The organism is Cryobacterium sinapicolor (genome assembly GCF_004403465.1).
Taxonomy (GTDB): domain Bacteria; phylum Actinomycetota; class Actinomycetes; order Actinomycetales; family Microbacteriaceae; genus Cryobacterium; species Cryobacterium sinapicolor.
In genome coordinates this window covers 1-13,591 of sequence record NZ_SOGQ01000045.1, presented here as the reverse complement: position 1 = coordinate 13,591, position 13,591 = coordinate 1, and the positions used below count along the sequence as shown (strand labels likewise).

At 68.6% G+C, this 13,591-nt stretch carries 14 protein-coding genes; 7 read left to right on the top strand and 7 right to left on the bottom strand.

Annotation, left to right across the window (positions count from 1 at the left end; all coding sequences use genetic code 11):
• Positions 1–173: 173 nt before the first annotated feature.
• Genes E3T28_RS08850 through paaA form a run of 6 tightly spaced genes read right to left on the bottom strand, consistent with a single transcriptional unit; the run spans position 174 to position 4,801 of the window.
• Entirely contained in the window at positions 174–947 is a 774-nt protein-coding gene (locus E3T28_RS08850) for an enoyl-CoA hydratase/isomerase family protein (protein WP_134429871.1), read from the bottom strand.
• A gap of 45 nt (positions 948–992) precedes the next feature.
• Complete coding sequence (gene paaE / locus E3T28_RS08845) at positions 993–2,168, bottom strand: 1,2-phenylacetyl-CoA epoxidase subunit PaaE (RefSeq protein ID WP_134429869.1); 1,176 nt, start codon at positions 2,166–2,168, stop codon at positions 993–995.
• A 2-nt stretch (positions 2,169–2,170) separates the two neighbouring features.
• Positions 2,171–2,689 carry a 1,2-phenylacetyl-CoA epoxidase subunit PaaD gene (gene paaD / locus E3T28_RS08840; protein WP_134429929.1) on the bottom strand — a complete coding sequence of 173 codons (519 nt, stop codon included), beginning with the start codon at positions 2,687–2,689 and terminating at the stop codon, positions 2,171–2,173.
• Positions 2,690–2,691: 2 nt separating this feature from the next.
• Positions 2,692–3,516 carry a 1,2-phenylacetyl-CoA epoxidase subunit PaaC gene (gene paaC / locus E3T28_RS08835; protein WP_134429868.1) on the bottom strand — a complete coding sequence of 275 codons (825 nt, stop codon included), beginning with the start codon at positions 3,514–3,516 and terminating at the stop codon, positions 2,692–2,694.
• Positions 3,513–3,818 carry a 1,2-phenylacetyl-CoA epoxidase subunit PaaB gene (gene paaB, locus E3T28_RS08830; protein WP_104102564.1) on the bottom strand — a complete coding sequence of 102 codons (306 nt, stop codon included), beginning with the start codon at positions 3,816–3,818 and terminating at the stop codon, positions 3,513–3,515. Before paaB ends, paaC begins: the two co-directional genes overlap by 4 nt.
• Positions 3,818–4,801 carry a 1,2-phenylacetyl-CoA epoxidase subunit PaaA gene (paaA, locus tag E3T28_RS08825; RefSeq protein WP_134429866.1) on the bottom strand — a complete coding sequence of 328 codons (984 nt, stop codon included), beginning with the start codon at positions 4,799–4,801 and terminating at the stop codon, positions 3,818–3,820. Before paaA ends, paaB begins: the two co-directional genes overlap by 1 nt.
• Positions 4,802–4,917: 116 nt before the next feature.
• Here paaA and paaI point away from each other — a divergent pair, with 116 nt between their 5' ends.
• From paaI to E3T28_RS08805, 4 genes are all read left to right on the top strand, one after another.
• Positions 4,918–5,352: a hydroxyphenylacetyl-CoA thioesterase PaaI gene (gene paaI / locus E3T28_RS08820; RefSeq protein WP_134429864.1), complete on the top strand. Its 435-nt coding sequence runs from the start codon at positions 4,918–4,920 to the stop codon at positions 5,350–5,352.
• Between the two features lie 33 nt (positions 5,353–5,385).
• On the top strand, positions 5,386–6,696 hold the full coding sequence (paaK, locus tag E3T28_RS08815; RefSeq protein ID WP_134429926.1) for a phenylacetate--CoA ligase PaaK: 1,311 nt from the start codon (positions 5,386–5,388) through the stop codon (positions 6,694–6,696).
• Positions 6,697–6,771: 75 nt separating this feature from the next.
• A complete protein-coding gene (locus E3T28_RS08810; protein ID WP_134429862.1) occupies positions 6,772–7,416 on the top strand; it encodes a TetR/AcrR family transcriptional regulator in 645 nt (214 codons plus the stop codon).
• A 61-nt stretch (positions 7,417–7,477) separates the two neighbouring features.
• Positions 7,478–7,885 (top strand): hotdog fold thioesterase, encoded by a 408-nt coding sequence (locus tag E3T28_RS08805; RefSeq protein WP_134429923.1) that lies wholly within the window; start codon positions 7,478–7,480, stop codon positions 7,883–7,885.
• Between the two features lie 237 nt (positions 7,886–8,122).
• On the opposite strand, the gene E3T28_RS08800 is transcribed toward E3T28_RS08805, so the two are convergent.
• Positions 8,123–10,354 (bottom strand): DEAD/DEAH box helicase, encoded by a 2,232-nt coding sequence (locus E3T28_RS08800; protein ID WP_134429860.1) that lies wholly within the window; start codon positions 10,352–10,354, stop codon positions 8,123–8,125.
• A gap of 276 nt (positions 10,355–10,630) precedes the next feature.
• On the opposite strand from E3T28_RS08800, the gene E3T28_RS08795 reads away from it, so the two are divergent.
• From E3T28_RS08795 to E3T28_RS08785, 3 genes are all read left to right on the top strand, one after another.
• Positions 10,631–11,122 carry a GNAT family N-acetyltransferase gene (locus tag E3T28_RS08795; RefSeq protein WP_134429858.1) on the top strand — a complete coding sequence of 164 codons (492 nt, stop codon included), beginning with the start codon at positions 10,631–10,633 and terminating at the stop codon, positions 11,120–11,122.
• Positions 11,119–12,303 carry an FUSC family protein gene (locus E3T28_RS08790; RefSeq protein ID WP_134429856.1) on the top strand — a complete coding sequence of 395 codons (1,185 nt, stop codon included), beginning with the start codon at positions 11,119–11,121 and terminating at the stop codon, positions 12,301–12,303. Before E3T28_RS08795 ends, E3T28_RS08790 begins: the two co-directional genes overlap by 4 nt.
• Positions 12,304–12,394: 91 nt before the next feature.
• Positions 12,395–13,462, top strand: a complete 1,068-nt coding sequence (locus E3T28_RS08785) for an alpha/beta hydrolase (protein ID WP_166786970.1) — start codon at positions 12,395–12,397, stop codon at positions 13,460–13,462.
• Positions 13,463–13,591 lie beyond the last annotated feature (129 nt).

The window sequence follows — 13,591 nt, the reverse complement described above, 5'->3', positions numbered from 1 at the left end:
ACACACGCCGGTGCGGAGAAGGGACGGGACGGGACGGGACGGGACGGGACGGGACGGGACGNGACGGGACGGGACGGGACGGGACGGGACGGGACGGGACGGGACGGGACGGGACGGGACGGGACGGGACGGGACGGGACGGGACGGGACGGGACGGGACGGGACGGGACGGGTCAGCCGCGGCCTGAGAAGGCGGGTTTGCGCTTCTGCTGGAAGGCGGCGAAGCCCTCACGGTAGTCATCGCTGTCGCAGAGGGCCGCCTGGGCCAGGTTTTCGGCGGCGACGCTCTGCCAGAGGCCGAGGCGGTCGTCCCGGAGGGCGCGCACGAGCTCCTTGCTGGCGAGGAAGGCCTGCGTCGCGCCGCGTGCGGCCCGCTCGGCGGCCCGCACCGTGGCATCCATCACCTCGTCGGCCGGGAAGACCTGGCTGAACAGGCCGGCGGCCACGGCCTCCGCGCCCGACATCAGCCGGCCGGAGTAGATCAGGTCGAGGGCGCGGTGCGCGCCGAGCCGGTCGACGAACAGGGCATGGCCGCCGGAATCGAGCGTGGCGCCGAGGTTCGCGAATGGGGACCCGATCTTCGCGGTGTCGGCGACGTAAACGACATCCGTGGCGATCAGCAGGCCGAGGCCCACCCCCAGGCAGGCCCCGGTCGCGGCGGCGAAGGTGGGCGCCGGGAAGGCGCTCATGCGCTGCAGCAACGGTGTGACGAGTCCCCCCAGGAAACCCATCACATCGTCATCTCGCGGGTCGACGCCGGAGATGTCGCGACCCGCGCAGAACGCGCGGCCCTCGCCGCGAAGCACGAGGGCGCGCACGCCGGCCGCCTCCGCGGTCTCGTACGCGGCCTCGAGTTCGGACAGCGCCGCCGCGTCGAGCGCGTTCAGCTTGTCGGGGGCGTTGAGGACGACGTGGGCCACGTCGTCCCGGATGGTCAGCTCGATCACGGAAACCGCTTTCTGCGCTTGCGCGCCGTACCTGGGTGGCTGGCGCTACACGTCGTAGTCGACGACGACCCGGTCGGTCGTGGGGTGCGACTGACAGGTGAGCACGTAGCCGCGGGCCAGTTCATCCGGCTCGAGGGCGTAGTTCTCGGTCATCGTGACGTCGCCGCTGACGAGCTTGGCGCGGCAGGTGCCGCACACTCCCCCGGCGCAGGCGAACGGAACGTCCGGACGCACACGCAGGGCGGCGTTCAGGATGCTCTCCTTCGCGTTGACCGGCGTGGTTACCGTGGCACTCTCGCCGTCGAGGGTGAACTCGATCTCGAAGGTCTTGTCCCCGATCCCGACGATGACGGGCCGCCCGGTGTCGCCGGCGGCGTGCGCCGGCTCCCCCGTCGTGAACAGCTCGAACCGGATGTGGCCGGGCTCGACGTCCACGCTCTCCAGCGTGTCGCGGCACAGCTGCACCAGCTCGAACGGCCCGCAGAGGAACCACTCGTCGACGGCGGCGGGACGGATGATGCTGGCCAGCATCAGGCGCAGCTTCTCCTCGTCGATCCGGCCGGAGAGCAGGGCGGAGGAGCGGGACTGGCGCGAGAGCACGTGGTGCAGTGCCAGCCGGGCCGGGTACCGGTCCTTCAGGTCGGCGAGCTCGTCGAGGAACATCACGTCGAGCGCGGTGCGGTTCGTGTAGACGAGCGTGAAGCGAGAGGTCTCCGAGCGTTCGAGCACGGTGTGCGCGAGCGACATCAGCGGCGTGATGCCGCTGCCGGCGGCGATGCCGACGATGTGCTTGTCGTCCAGGGTCTCCAGCGCGGTGGTGAACGTGCCCTGCGGGCTCATCACGTCGAGGCGGTCCCCGGCCCGGAGTTCGGTGTTCGCCCAGCTGGAGAAGACGCCGCCGAGGTCGCGCTTGATCGCGACGCTGACCGAACCGAGCGCGTGCGGACGACAGATCGAGTAGCTGCGGCGTAGCTCCCGGCCGTCGATCGTGGCGCGCAGTGCCAGGTGCTGCCCAGGGTCGTAGTCGAACTCCCCCTGCAGTTCCTCGGGAACCAGGAAGGTCACCTCGACGCTGTCCTGGGTGAGCTGACGCACGTCGCCGACGGTGAGCGTGTGGAACCGGGCGCGACGTTTCGTGGGCGTTGCAGCGAGGTCGTCGGAGAGATCGGCGGCGGGGTCGAGAACGGCGGAATCGGTACTGCCCAGATTGAGTGCGGCCATGGTTACAACACCTTGAAGTAGTCGAACGGTTCGAGGCAGTCCCGGCACTCGTAGAGCGCCTTGCACGACGTCGAACCGAAGCGGGCGAGTTCCCGCGTATTCAGTGAGGAGCAGCGCGGGCACTTGACCGCGAGCTGGAGCCGCACGGTGCCGGTCGGGCGCACACCGGAGTGACCGGTCGGGGCGGCGATGCCGTAACTGACCAGCTTCGCCTTGCCCTCCTCGCTCATCCAGTCAGTGGTCCAGGCCGGGGCGAGCACCAGTTCGACCGTGACGTTCTCATAGCCGGCGCCGATGAGGGCCGACGTGACGTCGTCGCGCATGGCCTCCATCGCGGGGCATCCGCTGTACGTCGGCGTGAGGATGACGTGGGTTCCGTCGGCCGTGACGGCGACCGAGCGGAGCACACCCAGGTCTTCGATCGTGAGCACGGGGACCTCAGGGTCGCAGACCTCGGCGGCGATATCCCAGGCTTGCCGGGAGGCCGCGTCGCTCGGACGCGGCCGGGCGAGCGCCGCCATGATCACCATTTCGCGCCGGGATGCGCCCGAGCCAGCACCTGCAGCTCGGCGAGCATCGGCCCGAGGTTCTCGGAGTGGTCACCGCGGCGGCCGCCTCCCGAGGAAATGAAGCCGCGGGGAACATCGAGCTCGGCTTCGGCGAGCACGGGGAACATGGCGGCCTCCACGGCGCCCCGGAGGGAGGACGGCCGCACGGCGGCGCCCTCGAGCCGGTCGATCAGCGGCTCGTCGACGAAGAGTTCCTCAACGAACGGCCACAGGTCGGAGAGACCCGTGATCATCCGCCGGCGGGACTCCTCGGTGCCCAGCGCGAGGCGCAGCACCCATTGGATGGAGTGGTCGCGGTGGTAGTCGACCTCCTTGACGGCCTTCGCCGCGATCGCGGCGAGCGTCGCATCCGTCGACTGCATCAGGGCGCTGTAGAGCTCGAATAAGTAGTGCGCGGCGATGAACTGGCGGGCGATCGTGTGCGCGAAGTCGCCGTTGGGCTGTTCGAACAGGTGCGCGGAGCGCCACTGGGGTTCGTCCCGCCAGTAGGCCAGGTCATCCTCGGTGCGGCCGGATTCTGCCCCGGCGTAGTGCAGCAGGGAACGGGCGTGCCCGATCAGGTCGAGGGCGATGTTGCCGAGGGCGATGTCCTCTTCGAGCTCCGGTGCCCGGGAGATCCACCAGCCCAGGTTCTGGGCCAGCACGAGCGAGTCGTCGCCGAGCCAGAGCGCGTATTCCGCCACGTCGTGAGAGGCGACGGATGCCGCTTCGACCAGTTCCGCGGAGAGCTGGATCGTGTCGACGTGGCCGTGGGCGTCCTGCTCGATGGTGTCGCTCACAGGTGCTTCACCCCTTCGCTCTTCGTGTAGTAGCTCGCGTGGCGGTAGTTCTTGCCGGCGGGCGATTCGAAGAAGGCACCCTTCGCATCCGGATCGCTCGTGGTAATCGCGTCGGCCGGCACGACCCAGATCGAGACGCCCTCATTGCGGCGGGTATAGAGGTCACGCGCGTTGCGCACCGCGAGGGTGGCGTCGGGGGCGTGCAGGGAGCCCACGTGAGTGTGGCTGATTCCGCGGCTGGAGCGCACGAATACCTCCCAGAGAGGCCAGATCTCCTTTTCGGATGCACCGGGAGCGCTCACTATGCGACCGCCTTCACGGCCTGCTTTGCGGCGTACGCGGCAGCGGCCTCGCGCACCCACTGACCCTCGTCGTGCGCGTCGCGGCGGCGCTGGAGGCGTCTCGCGTTCGCCGGTCCGCGACCGGCGAGTACTTCGTGGAATTCGGTCCAGTCGATTTCGCCCATGTCGTACGCACCCTTTTCTTCGTTCCAGCGCAGGTCCGGGTCCGGCAGCGTCACGCCGAGCACCTCGGCCTGCGGCACGAGCATTCCGACGAACCGCTGACGCAGGTCGTCGTTGGAGAACCTCTTGATGTTCCAGGCCATCGACTGCGCCGAGTTGGGCGAGTCGTCGTCGGGCGGACCGAACATCTGCAAGGCCGGCCAGTACCAGCGGTTGACCGAGTCCTGGGCCATCTCGCGCTGGGCGGGTGTGCCGTTCATCAGCTCGAGCAGGATCTCGAAGCCCTGACGCTGGTGGAAGGACTCCTCCTTGCAGATGCGCACCATGGCACGGCCGTACGGGCCGTAGGACGCGCGGCAGAGCGGAACCTGGTTGCAGATCGCCGCGCCGTCAACGAGCCAGCCGATGGCGCCCATGTCGGCCCACGTCGGGCTCGGGTAGTTGAAGATCGAGGAGTAGCGGGCCTTGCCGGCGATGAGCTGCTCCGTCATCAGGTCACGGCTGATGCCGAGCGTCTGCGCGGCAGAGTAGAGGTAGAGCCCGTGTCCGGCCTCGTCCTGCACCTTGGCCAGCAGGATCGCCTTGCGCTTCAGGCTGGGCGCCCGGGTGATCCAGTTGCCCTCCGGCTGCATCCCGATGATCTCGGAGTGCGCGTGCTGGGAGATTTGGCGGATGAGGGTCTTGCGGTAGCCGTCCGGCATCCAATCGCGCGGTTCGATTCGCGAATCGGCGGCAATCAGGTCGTTGAACTGCTGCTCCTCGGCAGACACCGTGGCGGCGTTATCCGGGTCGATAGCGTAGGGAACTGGCGGGATTGTCATCGTTGACTCCTGGGTTTGGCGAACTCTTACCAACCGATCGTTCAGTTAGTATATGGTTTCCCTACGACCCCCACAACCATGCGTTGTGGCCCGCGGAACTCAATGAGGAGAACCACATGACGGAAGTTTCACCACCCTCCAGTGGTGCCATGATGGAGAACGACCGGGCATCGGCCGCACTCGGCATGGTCGTGCACGCCTCGGAGCCCGGCCGCGCGGTCGTCTCCATGCTTCTGCGGGACGACATGATGAACGGCTTCGATGTGACGCACGGCGGGATTGTCTTCGCCCTGGCCGACACGGCGTTCGCGATCGCCTGCAACGACGACCACCACGTCACGCTCGCGTCGGGCGCCGACATCACCTTCTTGAAGCCGACCGCGGCCGGTCAGACCCTCACCGCGACCGCCGTGCTGCGCACGAAGAGCGGTCGCTCCGGCCTCTACGACGTGCGCGTCACCAACGAGCACAACGTGCCGATCGCCGAGTTCCGCGGGCGAAGCCGCACCACCAACTTTCCCGTTCCCGGCTCCGTCGCACCCCAACTTTAAACCCGCATTCAACCAGGAGGCCTCATGTCAACGATGACCAAGACCCGCTTGCACGCCCCCGCCCAGGATGAACTCGATCCCGAAGAGCGGATGTCCCGTGACGAACTGCAGGCGCTGCAACTGACCCGGCTACAGAAGACCGTACGGCTCGCGTACCAGAACGTACCTCTCTATACCCGCAAGTTCGACGAGGCCGGCGTGCACCCGGACGACATCCGCACCCTGGACGATGTCGCCCTGCTGCCGTTCACGACCAAGGACGACCTGCGGGTCTCCTACCCGTTCGGCATGTTCGCGGTGCCGATGGATCAGGTCGCGCGCATCCACACCTCCTCCGGGACCACCGGGCTGCCGACCGTCGTCGGCTATACGCAGAACGACCTCAAGATGTGGGCGGGCCTGGTGGCCCGCAGCCTCCGCGCCTCCGGCGTACGGCCCGGCATGCGCGTGCACAACGCCTACGGCTACGGCCTCTTCACCGGCGGCCTCGGCGCGCACGCCGGCATCGAGGCGCTCGGAGCCACGGCAATCCCGATGTCCGGCGGCCAGACCAACAAGCAGGTCAAGATGATCCAGGACTTCGAGCCGGACGTCATCATGGCCACGCCCAGCTACCTTCTGACGATCACGGATGCGATGGTCGCGGCGGGCATGGACCCGCGCTCGTCCAGCCTCAAGGCCGGCGTGCTCGGTGCGGAGCCGTGGACCAACCAGATGCGGCTCGAGCTGGAAGCCCGCCTCGACTTCGACGCCCTGGACATCTATGGTCTCAGCGAGGTGATGGGCCCGGGTGTGGGCAACGAGTGCATCGAGACGAAGGACGGACCGCATCTGTGGGAGGACAACTTCCTGCCCGAGATCATCGACGGCGACAGTGGCCTGGTGTTGCCTGACGGCACCCAGGGCGAGCTCGTGTTCACGTCGCTGACCAAGGAGGCGTTCCCGGTCATCCGTTACCGAACCCGCGACCTCACCCGTTTGCTGCCCGGCTCGGCGCGCCCCGGCATGCGCCGGATGGAGAAGATCACCGGTCGCAACGACGACATGATCATCCTGCGCGGCGTCAACCTGTTCCCGACCCAGATCGAGGAGATCGTGCTCAGCATCCCGAGCCTCTCCCCGCACTTCGTGATCGAGCTGACCCGGCCGAACCGGATGGACGAACTGACCGTGCGGATCGAACGACACGAGCACGCCACCGACGTCGCCTCCGACATCGCCTCGGCGCTGCTGATCCACAAGATCAAGGACCTGATCGGGTCCAGCGTCAACGTGCTGATCGTCGAGCCCGGCACGCTCGAGCGCAGCACGGGCAAGCACAAGCGTGTCTACGACCTGCGCTGAGCCGGCCGCACGACCCTGGCCCCTGCCTGCCGGGGGCACCTTCCGGTGCACCGCCCCGTGAGAGAATTTTTCATTATGTCTGAACCAGCCCTCATCAAGCGCGGCCGCCCCGGGTACGACCAGCACGCCATTCTCGAGGTGGCAGTCGCCGCCTTCAACGAGTTCGGCTACGACGCCACCTCGATGGGCGTGCTCGCGACCCGCCTCGGCCTGTCGAAATCGGCGATCTACCACCACTTCACCTCGAAGGAGGAACTCCTGGACCAGGCTCTCGACGAGGCTCTCGACGGGCTCGAAGGGGTCTTGCTCGAGCAGAGCGCCCAGGTCGGCCCGGCCATCGACCGGCTCGCTGCGGTGCTGCGCGGCGCCGTGCAGGTGCTCACCTCCCGGCTGCCCTACGTGACGCTGCTGCTGCGGGTGCGCGGCAACACGGATGTCGAGCGCGCCGCGCTCGCGCGCCGTCGCGCCTTCGACCGGTCCGTGTCCGCCCTCGTGGTGGAGGCCCGCGACGAGGGCTCCCTGCGCGGCGACATCGACCCGCGGATCGTGACCCGGCTGCTGTTCGGCATGGTCAACTCGATCGTGGAGTGGTACCGGCCGGAGGGCCCGGAAGACGCCGGGCAGCTGGCCAGCGACGTGCTCGCGGTGGCGCTCGACGGGCTGCGGGTTGCGCCGGGGTCGACGGTCTCGACCGGCCTCGACAGGCTCGACCACCGGTAGAAGATTAGGGAGAAACGTGAACGGGAACTGGAAGATCACGCTCGGCGAATTGGACGAGAAGATGGGCGTGACCATCGTCGAGGAGTCCGCCGAGCGGGTCGTCGCGACGATGCCGGTGGAGGGCAACCGGCAGTCGTTCGGCCTGCTGCACGGCGGGGCATCCGTCGCCTTCGCCGAGGCGCTCGGCTCGTGGGCGGCCGTGATCCACGCGGGCCCGGGGCGCAGCGCGGTGGGGCTCGACATCAATGCGACGCACCACCTCGCGGCCCGGTCGGGGATCGTGACCGGGGTAGCCACGGCCATCCGGCTCGGGCGCACGATCGCCTGCCACGAGATCGTGATCAGAGACGACCAAGGCCGCCGGCTGTGTACCGCGCGCATCACGAACCTGATCATCGACGCGCCCGACCGGCCGCCGTTCGTACCACGGTCGCACGACGGCGCGGCACCGGTGGCCCCCACCGCTTGAGCCGAGCGGGAGGTCCGAAAAGCTCCAGCCACCCCGTCCCGAACGAATTCGACGGAGATTTTGCCTGCATCGGCCGGAAACACTCCGAAAGAGCGCTCTCAGACGAGAATCTCCGTCGAAGTGGTTCGACGAAGTGGTTCGACGAAGTGGTTCGACGCCGGGACCGGATACCGAAGGGGCACCCACCGTGATGGTGGGTGCCCCTTCTGCTGGTGCGGCTACGGCGAATGCGGAGGGTTAGAGTCCCGCGAGGTCGCTGACCGACGTGTCGCCGGGGGCCGCGTTCGTGAACGATGCTTCGATCTCGGCACGCTCGAGCAGGTCGTCCATGCGGCGGCGACGCTGCTTCGGGATGAGCGTGACGACGGTACCGGACTTGCCGGCGCGGCCGGTGCGACCGGAACGGTGCAGGTAGGTCTTGTACTCGTCGGGAGCGTCGGCCTGGATGACCAGGTCGATGTCGTCCACGTGGATACCGCGAGCCGCGACATCCGTTGCCACCAGCACGTTGACGCGACCGCTGGTCAGCATCTGCAGGTTGCGGGTGCGGCGGGCCTGGTTCAGGTCGCCGTGCAGGCTCGTGGCCTTCACGCCGGCATCTTCGAGCTGCTCGGCGAGCTGCTCTGCGTAGGCACGGGTGCGCGAGAAGATCAGCGTCTTGCCCTGGCGGTCGACGAGCTGGCCGATGATGGCGCTCTTGTCGCGGTGCTCGATCACGAGCACGCGGTGGTCGATCGTGGAGGAGGCCTGATCTTCGCCGGCAACCTCGTGCACGGCCGGGTTGATCAGGAATTCCTTGACCAGCGAGGCAACGCCCTTGTCGAGGGTGGCCGAGAAAAGCAGCTTCTGGCCGCCCTTCTTGGTCTGGCGCAGGATGCGCTGAACCGGCTCGAGGAAGCCCAGGTCGCACATGTAGTCGGCCTCGTCGAGGACGGTGACGACGACCTCGCTGAGGTCGAGACGACCCTGCTCGATCAGGTCCTCGATGCGACCGGCGGTGCCGATGATGATGTCCACGCCGCGCTGGAGGGCGCTGACCTGGCGGTACTGCGGAACCCCGCCGTAGATCTGGGTGGTGAAGAGGCCGACGCTGCGGGCGATGGGCTGGATGGTGCGGTCGATCTGCAGGGCCAGCTCACGGGTCGGGGCCAGGATGAGCGCGCGCGGCTTGCGGGCCATCTTGCGGTCCTTGGCGCCGTTGTTCTCCAGCAGCTTCTCCACGAGGGGAGCACCGAAGGCGATGGTCTTGCCGGAACCGGTCTTGCCACGGCCGAGCACGTCGCGCCCGGCGAGCACGTCCGGGATGGTCGCGGCCTGGATCGGGAACGGCGTCGCGGCACCGAGGGTGGCGAGCTCGCGCACGATGTTCTCGCCGAGCCCTAAGTCGCCGAAGCTCACACCGACGACTTCGGCAGCCGTCGTTGCGATGGCTTCGAGGCGCTCGAGCACGACGTCGTCACCGGCGGCGAAGTGCGCCTTGGTGTCGCGGTCGGGGTAGAAGTTGCTGGAGTGGCCGCCGTCGGACGCCGAGCGGGTCGGTCGCGCCGGACGGTCGGAGTTGGAGCGCTCGGAGCGGTCGTAGCCGCCACGCTCGGGGCGGGCGGAACGGTCGCCGTAGGACGGGCGGTCGTTGTTGTAGGCCGGGCGGTCGGTGCGGGCCGGACGGTCGCCATAGGACGGACGTTCGGTGCGGGCCGGGCGGTCGTTGTTGTACGCCGGACGATCGGTACGGGGAGCACGGTCGCCGTAGGACGGGCGGTCGTTGTTGTAGGCGGGACGATCCGTGCGGGGACGGTCGCTGTTGTACGACGGACGTTCCGTACGTGGACGGTCGTTGTTGTACGCCGGACGGTCGGTGCGGGGAGCACGGTCGCCATAGGACGGGCGGTCGTTGTTGTACGCGGGACGATCGGTACGGGGACGGTCGCTGTTGTACGACGGACGTTCCGTACGTGGACGGTCGCTGTTGTACGCCGGACGGTCCGTGCGCGGAGCACGGTCGCCATAGGACGGGCGGTCGTTGTTGTACGCGGGACGATCGGTACGGGGACGGTCGCTGTTATACGACGGACGGTCCGTGCGCGGAGCACGGTCGCCGTAGGACGGGCGGTCGTTGCCGTAGGACGGACGGTCGTTGCGAGGACGGTCGCTGTTATACGAGGGACGGTCTCCGCGCGGGGCACCGCCGGTGGACGGTCGGTCGCGGTTCGGGCGGTCGCCGTAGGCGGGGCGCTCGGAGCGCTGGCCGTAGGCCGGACGGTCGTTGCCGGCGGGGCGGCCGTTGCCGTAGGCCGGACGGTCATTGCCGGTCGGGCGGCCGGCGGCACGGTCGGCACGCTCTCCGGCGTTCCAACGGGCCTTCTTGGGTGCACCCTCGGCGGCATTGTGGCCGCGGTGTCCGGGGCTCTTGCTGCCACCCTTGGACGGTCCGCCCTTGGCGGAGTACTTGGGATCGAAGTTCTTAGGCATGGAAAATGTTCCTGGGTTGTATTGGGTACATGGCAGAACAACGCCGCACACGCGACGCAACCTGAGAACCCGGGCAGTCTATGGCCGGGGCCGTTCACATACAGTGATTTTTCCCCAGCGGATTACTGGGAAACCGGCCCATCCTGACTTACAAACCCATCCGCGCACACAAAAAAACACACGGTGTCAAGAGCCGACTTGCCTACGTTACCTGATCGATGCCGGAATGTCGATGCCGAAAAGCGCCTGGCCATCTTCACCGCTTACTCTATTGTCATGCCGACGACCATCACCATCGAGTCCCCGCGGCAGCCGGAGATCACCGAGCTGCTGCGCCTGAGCGGCGAGTACGCCCAGTCGCTGTACCCGCCCGAAAGCAACTTTCTGCTGAGCGTCGCCGAACTCGAGCAGCCGGGCGTGGCCGTGTACGTGGCGCGGGATGCGACGGATCGCGCTCTGGGGATCGCCGCACTGGTAGGCGGGGCCGACACCGGCGACGGCTCCACAAGCACGGCGGAGCTGAAGCGCATGTTCGTGCACCCGGTCCACCGGGGGCGCGGCGTTGCCGGCCGCCTGCTCGCGGGGATCGAGACGGATGCGGCGGCCCGCGGCATCCGTGAAATCGTGCTGGAGACCGGGCCGGAGAGTCATGCCGCGCTCTCCTTCTATCGGGGCGCGGGGTACCGGGAGGTTCCCCTGTTCGGTCAGTACCTGGGCGAGGCCTTCAGCGTCTGCTTCGCCAAGGCGATCCCGGGAGCGGTGCGATGACGCGGGATCGGGAGGCCGCCCGCACGTCGGCCCAGGTGAGCGTGCGCCGCGCCCGGAAGACGGCGTCCTGGCTGGGTGTGACCGCGACCAGCCCGAGAATCGTGCAGGCACTCAAGGCCGCCATCGCCGTCGCCATCGCCTGGTCGATCGCGCCGTTGCTGCCCGGTGTGGCGGACGACTACCCCTACTACGCTCCGCTGGGCGCGCTGGTGAGCATGTACCCGACACTGATGAGTTCGGTGCGGAACTCCCTGCAGACCCTGGGCGGCCTCACCGTCGGGATCGTGCTCGCGGGCGCGGTCATCGTTCTGAGCGAGCCGAACGTGCTCACCATCTCGCTCGCGGTCGGCGTCGGTGCCGCGATCGCGGCCACCGGCTGGTTCGGCGCAAGTCGCGAGTACATCCCGGTCACCGCCCTGTTCGTGCTGATCGTCGGCGGGCCGAATGCGGACGGATATTCCATCGGGTATCTGGTGCAGATGACGCTGGGGATTTTGGTCGGCCTCGCCGTGAACCTGGTCTTCTTCCCGCCGCTGGCGTTCGAGGCCGTCGGCCAACAACTGACCCGCTTTCGGGCCACTCTGGCCGACCAGCTCTCTGAGGTCGCCGATGCCCTGGCCGACAGTTGGCCGCCCGAAGAGGACGGCTGGGCCTCCCGCAGCCAGGAGCTCGTGGCGGTCGGCCGCGCGGTGCGCAACGCGGTCAGCCACGCCGACGACAGCCGCAAGGGCAACCCGCGCGCGCGGGTGCATCGGCGGGACCTCCGCTCGGACTACGAGGAACTGTCGGCCCTCGAGAACGTGACCTTCCATGTGCGCGACCTGACGGAGGTGCTTGCCGCAGCCGTTTGGGGTCAGCCGGTCCAGCTCGAACTGCGCCCCGAGTTGCGGCCGGCGCTCGGCCGCACACTGCACGCCGTGGCCACGGTGCTGCGGGACTGGGATCCGGATGACACCGTCCAGGTTGCTTTCGCCGCGGCGGAGGCCGCCCTTCAGGATCTGATGACCGAATTGGACGAGCGGAGAAGCACGGCCCCGGTGACGTCGCTAGGAGTCGCGGCGACGGTCGCGATGGACGTCACCCGCATCCTGACGGCCCTCCGGCCGCATATCCTGCCGGCAGCCGCGGCCGAGGCCGAAAGTGACGGCGAGCCCGCCCCGGACACGACGCCGACACGCTGATCGAGGCACAGACCGACGCCGCCGAACGGGATTCGGTGCGGCGCGAGAGACGAATTACTCTCGAAGCACTTCCCCGCAGCTCGGAGCACACGTGAACACCGGCCCAGGCCATCCCCGATTCGGCTCGCGTCGCATCCGTTTTCTGACGATTGCCGGCGCAGTCGGCATCGCCATTGCCGCGACGGCCCTCCTCGGCGGGTTCCGCCCGCAGCTGTATTCCGTGGCGCCCGACGAACCCGGCGACCAGCGCAGCGAGCTCGTCACGACCCAGATCGTCGGCATCCGAACGTTCGAGCGACCGGAGGGCATCACGGTCGCCGAGGATGTCGAATACGGCACCCAGGCGGACGGCGCCGTTCTCACCCTCGACGTGTGCTCGCCGGCGATCGCCCCCGCGGAGGAAACGACCCTCGAGACGGTGCCGGCGGCGACGGTGTCACCGGAGGAAGCGGCGGCGGCGCTGCGCCCGGCCGTCATCTCCATCCACGGCGGCAGCTGGGCCCGCGGCGACAAGGGGAACAGCGACTGGCGAATGGTGTGCGCCTGGCTCGCCTCCGAGGGATTCGTCGCCTACTCGGTGAACTATCGAATGGTTCCGGATGCAGTGTTCCCCGCCGCGCTCGACGACGTCGCCCTGGCCGTGGAGTGGGCCCGCGACCCTGTGAACGCCCAGACCTACGGCATCGATCCCGACCGGATCGGTGTGTTCGGCGGCTCGGCCGGAGGCAACCTCGCCGCCCTGCTCGGCACCCGCGGTTCCGGGTCGCTGACCGAGGGTGCCCGGGTGGCCGCGGTCGCCGAACTCTCCGCGCCACTCGACCTCAGCCACCAGGCGCTCGTCACGGGCCGGGCCCCGGCCGGGCTGCAGAACATCGTGCGCGACTACCTCGGCTGCCTCTCCCTGCGCGACTGCGCCAAGGCCACGGCCGCATCGCCGGCCAGCACGCTCGATCGCAGCGATCCGCCCGTGTTCCTCGGCTCGTCGACCGACGAGTACATTCCACTGACGCAGGCCACGGGCTATGCGGCGGCCCTCGAGCGGAAGGGCGTCGCCCACAAGCTGGTCACGGTGCCGGGCACGCTGCACTCGATCGGCATCCTCGACGCAGCCATGCGGGAGAAGGTGTCCGCCTTCCTGCACACGACGCTCGGCGAGTAGCGGCGGAGCGCCCGAGGCGTCGCAGCCCTCTCGCGGCGGCGCGGCGGCGACCACGAGCGCGGGTGCGGCGGCGACCACGAGCACGGGCGCGGCGGCGACCACGAGCACGGGCGCGGGCGCGGGCGCGGG